Origin of the sequence: Plasticicumulans sp. (assembly GCF_035331805.1) — a bacterium.
Classification (GTDB): domain Bacteria; phylum Pseudomonadota; class Gammaproteobacteria; order Competibacterales; family Competibacteraceae; genus Plasticicumulans.
This window is the reverse complement of sequence record NZ_DAOLKE010000102.1, coordinates 1-6,106: the sequence shown is the minus strand read 5'-3', so window position 1 is coordinate 6,106 and position 6,106 is coordinate 1. Positions and strand designations below refer to the sequence as shown.

Below are 6,106 nucleotides of genomic sequence, written 5' to 3'. Positions count from 1 at the left end.
CCGCCGCCCTTCAGGCCATCAGCGCCGCCATCTTCGCGGCATCCGGCGCGAGCACCACGCCGCGCTCGGTGACGATCGCGTCGATCAGCGCCGCCGGCGTCACGTCGAAGGACGGATTCCAGGCCTGCGCGCCTTCGGCCGCGACGCGCGTGCCGCCGAGTTCGAGCAGCTCCGCGGGGGCACGCATCTCGATCGGGATGTCGGCGCCGCTCGCGAGGCTCATGTCGATCGTCGAGCTCGGCGCCACGACCATGAACCTCACGCCGTGGAAGCGCGCCAGCACGGCGAGTCCGTAGGTGCCGATCTTGTTGGCGGCCGAGCCGTCGGCGGTGATGCGGTCGGCACCGACCACGACCCAGCCGATGTCGCCCTGCTTCATGCGGTGCGCGGCCGCGCCCTCGGCGATCAGCGTCACCGGGATGCCGTCCTGCACCAGCTCCCAGGCCGTCAGCCGCGCGCCCTGCAGCCACGGCCGCGTCTCGTCGGCGCAGACGGCCGTGAGCCGCCCGCCGGCCCAGGCGCTGCGGATCACGCCGAGCGCGGTGCCGTAGCCGCCGGTGGCGAGCGAGCCGGTGTTGCAGTGCGTGAGCAGCGCCCGGCCCGGCTCGATCAGCGCCGCGCCCAGCTCGCCCATGCGCCGGTTGGCGGCGATGTCCTCGGCGAGGATGGCGTCGGCCTCGGCGAGCAGCGCCGGCAGCGGATCGACGCCGGCCGGCAGCGCGTCGATGCGCCTGCGCATGCGCGCGATCGCCCAGAACAGGTTGACCGCGGTCGGGCGCGCATCGGCGAGCCGTTCGAGATCGGCCGCAATCGTCTGCGTCCACGCCTCGCCATCGGCCGCGAAGCGCGCGCGGGCCGCGAGCACGACGCCGTAGGCCGCGGCGATGCCGATCGCCGGCGCACCGCGCACGACCATGTCGCGGATCGCGCGCGCGACGGCTGCGGCATCGTCGAAGCGCAGCCGCTGCTCCCGGGCCGGCAGCAGGCGCTGGTCGAGCAGTTCGAGCGCACCGTCGCGCCAGGCGACGGCACGGACGCGGTCATGCGCGGCAGGGTCGGACAGGACGGACATCGGCAGGACTCCCCGGACTACCGGAAGGGCCGCGGCAGGCGGCCGGTTCGATGGAGGGGCGCCAGTGTAGCGATCCGTCGGGCACGAAAAACCCCCGCGGCCCGCATCGGGCAGCGGGGGTCCTGCGGCCGGGGCTCAGGTGGCCGGGACTTCGACCGGTTCCAGCCGGTAGCCGTGCTGGTAGACGGCCTTCAGCTGCCAGCCGTGCTCGGGGCGCAGGTCGAGCTTGTTGCGGATGCGGCTGACGTGCGTGTCGACCGTGCGCGTGTTGAGGTCGGGGCTGCGGCCCCAGACGCTCTCCAGGATGTGGCCGCGCGACAACACGCGACCGGCGCCCCGGAACAGGAACACGGTCAGGTCGAATTCCTTCTGCGTCAGCTCGATCGGCTGGCCGTTCAGCAGCACGGCGCGCGTGGTCAGGTCGACCGTGTAGACGCCGAACTCGAGGATCTTCTGCCCCTCGTCCTGCGCGATCGCCCGGCGCGACACCGCCTTCAGCCGCGCCAGCATCTCCATGCGCTTGACCGGCTTGACCATGTAGTCGTCGGCGCCGTTGTCGAGCGCCTGCACGATGTCGTCCTCCTCGTCCTTGCCGGTCACGAACAGCACCGGCATCGGCCAGTCGACGTGCTCGCGGATCCACTTGAGCACCTGAATGCCGTCGATGTCCGGCAGCATCCAGTCGAGCACGACCAGATCGTAGGAATCACGGCCGAGTTCGCGGACCAGGGCCTTGCCCTGGACGAACACCTGTACGTCGTGGCCGGCCTCGACCAGCCACGTCCGCATCATCTCCGCCTGGGGGCGGTCATCCTCAAGCAGTGCGACGCGCAAGGCACTCTCCCTTTATTCCAATCGCAACACTTTTTGCAATTCTGACACAGGGGTGTATCATCCGAAACTAGGAAAACCGATTTTTCCGTTATACTCGGCCCGACTTGGGAGCCGGTAGCAAAGGATGCCGACCGCCCCTTCCGAAACCATCCCGAGAAGAAGTGTCAACGCCGGCTGGTTAGACCGTTCCGGACTTTGCTTGCAGTGACTTGGAGGTTAGACGATGAAACTTAAGCTTAACAACCTTGCCCTGGCCGCGGCCGTTGCCATCGCAGTTGCGGCCCCGGCCTTCGCCGACCCCGAGCCGGCCGTCACCGACCCGTTCGGCAAGGCGGTCAAGGACCCGTTCGACAAGTGCGTGCTCGCCGTCGGCGGCACCGTGCTGCCGGAATGCGGCCCGATGGTGCAGAAGAAGCGCTCGGAACTGAAGCTTTCGGGTGACACGAACTTCGACTTCAACAAGGACACGCTGAAGCCCGCCGGCAAGGCCGAGCTCGACAAGCTCGTCGCCGACATGAAGCAGGCCAAGCAGGTCGATGCCGTCATCGTCGTCGGTCACACCGACAGCGTCGGCTCCGATGCCTACAACCAGCGCCTGTCCGAGCGTCGCGCCGCGACCGTCAAGAACTACCTGGCCGCGAAGGGCGTCCCGGCCGGCATCATCCAGGCCTCGGGCCGCGGCGAGTCGCAGCCGGTTGCCGACAACGCGACGGCCGCCGGTCGCGCGCAGAACCGCCGCGTCGAGATCACCGTCGAAGTCACGCAGTAAGCTTCGACCTCGCCTCGCACACCCCGCACGCCCCGGCCATCGGCCGGGGCGTCGTCATTTGGCCGGCCGCCGGCGGATGCTGAACCGCTGCCGCAGGCACTTCGCAGAACCGGCATAATCGCTGCCATGCGCCGAGCCGGAGCCCTCCATGCAGTCCATCGACACCCTGTTGTTTCCGCGCTGGATCGTGCCGGTCGAGCCCGAAGCGGTCGTGCTCGACGACATGGCGCTCGCGATCGACCAGGGCCGCATCCTCGACCTGCTGCCGGCCGCTGCCGCGCGCAACCGGTATCACGCGCGCAACACGCTGCTGCTGCCGAATCACTGCCTGCTGCCGGGCCTCGTCAACGCGCACACGCATCTGGCGATGAACCTGCTGCGCGGCTACGCCGATGACCTGCCGCTGATGCAGTGGCTGACCGGCCACATCTGGCCGGCCGAGGCGCGCTGGGTCGGCGAGACCTTCGTGCATGACGGCACGCTGCTCGCCGCGGCCGAGCTGATCCGCGGCGGCGTCACCTGCGTCAACGACATGTATTTCTTCCCGGACGTGACGGCGCGCGCGCTCGGCACGGCCGGCCTGCGCGCCGTGGTCGGCCTGATCGCCATCGACTTCCCGAGCGCCTGGGCCTCGGGGCCGGACGAATACCTCGCCAAGGGCCTGGCGCTGCACGAATCCCTGCGCCACGACCCGCTGCTGAGCACCGCGTTCGCGCCGCACGCGCCGTACACGGTCGGCGAGGCCACGCTCGCACGCATCCGCGCGCTGGCCGACGAGCTCGAACGCCCGGTGCACATGCACGTGCACGAGACCGCCGGCGAGATCCGGGAGGCCGTCGCCGCGCACGGCTGCCGGCCGCTGGCGCGCCTCGACCGCCTCGGACTGCTGTCGCCGGCCTTGGCCGCCGTGCACATGACCCAGCTCGAAGACGCCGAGATCGCCCGCCTCGCCGAGACCGGCGCCAGCGTCATCCACTGCCCCGAATCGAACCTGAAGCTCGCCTCCGGCTTCTGCCCGGTCGCGAAGCTCGAAGCCGCCGGCGTCAACGTCGCGCTCGGCACCGACGGCGCGGCCAGCAACAACGATCTCGACCTGTTCGGCGAGATGCGCACCGCCGCCCTGCTCGCCAAGGGCGTCAGCGGCGATGCCGCGGCGCTGCCGGCGCACCGGGCGCTGCGCATGGCGACGCTCAACGGCGCGCGCGCGCTCGGGCTCGGCGAGCAGACCGGCTCGCTGGTGCCGGGCAAGTGGGCCGATGTCATCGCCGTCGATCTCGGCGATCTCGAAAGCCGGCCGCTGTATCACCCGATCTCGCAGCTCGTCTACGCGAGCGGCCGCCACCAGGTCACCGATGTCTGGGTCGCCGGCCGCCAGCTGCTCGGCAACCGCGAGCTGCTGACGCTGGATCGCAGCGCGCTGCTCGAACGCGCCGGGCACTGGCGCGCGCAGATCGGTGCCGGCGCGAGCGCCTGAACCCGCAAGTTTCCGCCTTGACCGAGGAACGCCGCATGACGACCGCCAACGTCGATCAGGCCGAAGTCGCCAAGTTCGATGCCCTCGCCAGCCGCTGGTGGGATCCGGACGGCGAGTTCAAGCCGCTGCACGACATCAACCCGCTGCGCCTCGGCTTCATCAAGTCGCGCGCCCCGCTGACGGACTGCGCGGTGCTCGATGTCGGCTGCGGCGGCGGCGTGCTGAGCGAAGCCCTCGCCGATGAATACGCGCAGGTCACCGGCATCGACATGGCCGCTGCACCGCTCGAAATCGCCAGCCTGCACCTGATCGAATCCGGGCTCGATGTCGATTACGTGCAGTCGACGGCCGAGGACTACGCCGACGCGCATCCGGACGCCTTCGACGTGGTCACCTGCATGGAGATGCTCGAACACGTGCCGGAACCGGCCTCGACCATCGCCGCCTGCGCGCGGCTGGTGCGCCCGGGCGGGCACGTGTTCTTCTCGACGCTGAACCGCACGCCGAAGGCCTGGCTGCTGGCCGTGCTCGGGGCCGAATACCTGCTGCGCATGCTGCCGCGCGGCACGCACGAGTACGCGAAGTTCATCCGCCCCTCGGAGCTGGCGCGCTGGGCGCAGCTCGCCGGGCTGGAGGTGCGCGAGTTCACCGGCGTGCACTACAACCCGCTGTCGCGCCGCTACACGCTCGGCCCCGGGCTCGACGTGAACTACCTCGTGCACTGCGTGCGGCCGCAGGACTGATACCGGTCACGACCGAACGCCCGAGCCTTTCAGCCCCTCCCCTGACGACGGAAGCCCCCGCTTGACCGCCATCCTGTTCGATCTCGACGGCACGCTGCTCGACACCGCGCCGGATCTGGTCGGCGCGCTGAACCGCATGCGCATCGAGGACGGCCTGCCGGCCCTCGACTACGCCAGCCTGCGCCCGGCCGCCTCGCACGGCACCGACGCGCTGCTCGCGGCCGGCTACGGCAGCACGCGCCATGACGCCGGCCACGCCGCGCTGCGCGAGCGCTATCTCGCGCAGTACCGCGCACGCATCGCCGAGCGCACCGCGCCGTTTCCCGGCATGGACGACACGCTGGCCACGCTGGAGGCACGCGGCATCGCCTGGGGCATCGTCACCAACAAGCCCTCGGCGCTGACCGGCGCGCTGCTCGCGGCGCTCGGGCTGGACGCCCGCGCCTGCGCGGTGGTCAGCGGCGACACGCTGGCGGTGCAGAAGCCCGATCCGGCGCCGCTGCTGCACGCCTGCACGCTCGCCGGTCTCGATCCGGCGCGCTGCTGGTACGTCGGCGACGCCGCGCGCGACATCGAGGCCGGCAGCCGCGCCGGCATGCGCACGCTGGTGGCCGGCTGGGGCTACCTCGGCCCGGACGACGAACCCGCGGCCTGGGGCGCCGACGGCACGCTCGCCGTGCCGACCGAACTGCTCGACTGGCTGGACCACGGTCCGGAGGCCGCCCATGACTGAAACGCCGGACGATGCCGGACTTGCCGGGCGCCTCGCCGGCCTGCTGCCCGGAGCGCTCGGCGGCTGGCTGCCGGCGCCGGTGCTCGCGGACTGGTCGGCGCTGGCCACGCTCAGCCGCACGCTGGCAGGCCTGGAGGATTCCGAGGCCCGCGCCGAGGCGATCGCGGCACTGCCGCCGGCGCTGGCCCGCCTCGCCGCCGCCGACTGGTGGCGACCGCTGCCGTGCGGTCCGGTCGAGGACGTGGCGACGCTGCTCGCCGAGGCGCAGCGCGCGTGGCGCCCGTATGCGCTCGCCGCACTCGCGGCGAGCGGGCTCGATGCCGACGAGCGCCTGCGCGGTCAGGCAGTCGCGCTCGGCGGCGGCTTCTTCCTGCTCGCGCAGCTCGGCGAGCTGACCGCGGACTGCCGGCGCGGCACGCCGAAGCTCGCGCTCGATGAGCTTGCGAAGTACCGCAGCAGCGTCGCGGCACTGGCCGGCGGC

Annotated in this window: 7 protein-coding genes; 5 read left to right on the top strand and 2 right to left on the bottom strand. The window is 71.4% G+C overall.

Features of this window, described 5'->3' with window-relative positions; genetic code table 11:
* Window positions 1–10: 10 nt before the first annotated feature.
* Together mtnA and PKE44_RS09180 are read right to left on the bottom strand one after the other, a co-directional pair.
* The gene (gene mtnA / locus PKE44_RS09185; protein WP_324550338.1) at window positions 11–1,072 is read right to left on the bottom strand and encodes an S-methyl-5-thioribose-1-phosphate isomerase; all 1,062 of its coding nucleotides are present in this window, start codon (window positions 1,070–1,072) and stop codon (window positions 11–13) included.
* A 135-nt stretch (window positions 1,073–1,207) separates the two neighbouring features.
* Window positions 1,208–1,906 carry a response regulator transcription factor gene (locus PKE44_RS09180; protein ID WP_324550337.1) on the bottom strand — a complete coding sequence of 233 codons (699 nt, stop codon included), beginning with the start codon at window positions 1,904–1,906 and terminating at the stop codon, window positions 1,208–1,210.
* Window positions 1,907–2,129: 223 nt separating this feature from the next.
* Here PKE44_RS09180 and PKE44_RS09175 point away from each other — a divergent pair, with 223 nt between their 5' ends.
* The 5 genes from PKE44_RS09175 to PKE44_RS09155 form a co-directional block, all read left to right on the top strand.
* Window positions 2,130–2,675 (top strand): OmpA family protein, encoded by a 546-nt coding sequence (locus tag PKE44_RS09175; RefSeq protein WP_324550336.1) that lies wholly within the window; start codon window positions 2,130–2,132, stop codon window positions 2,673–2,675.
* Window positions 2,676–2,823: 148 nt separating this feature from the next.
* Entirely contained in the window at window positions 2,824–4,149 is a 1,326-nt protein-coding gene (locus tag PKE44_RS09170) for a TRZ/ATZ family hydrolase (protein ID WP_324550335.1), read from the top strand.
* A gap of 35 nt (window positions 4,150–4,184) precedes the next feature.
* Entirely contained in the window at window positions 4,185–4,892 is a 708-nt protein-coding gene (gene ubiG / locus PKE44_RS09165; RefSeq protein WP_324550333.1) for a bifunctional 2-polyprenyl-6-hydroxyphenol methylase/3-demethylubiquinol 3-O-methyltransferase UbiG, read from the top strand.
* Window positions 4,893–4,953: 61 nt separating this feature from the next.
* The gene (locus PKE44_RS09160; RefSeq protein WP_324550332.1) at window positions 4,954–5,625 is read left to right on the top strand and encodes an HAD-IA family hydrolase; all 672 of its coding nucleotides are present in this window, start codon (window positions 4,954–4,956) and stop codon (window positions 5,623–5,625) included.
* On the top strand, window positions 5,618–6,106 hold a 489-nt coding region (locus PKE44_RS09155), incomplete at its 3' end, for a hypothetical protein (RefSeq protein WP_324550331.1). The genes PKE44_RS09160 and PKE44_RS09155, both read left to right, overlap by 8 nt.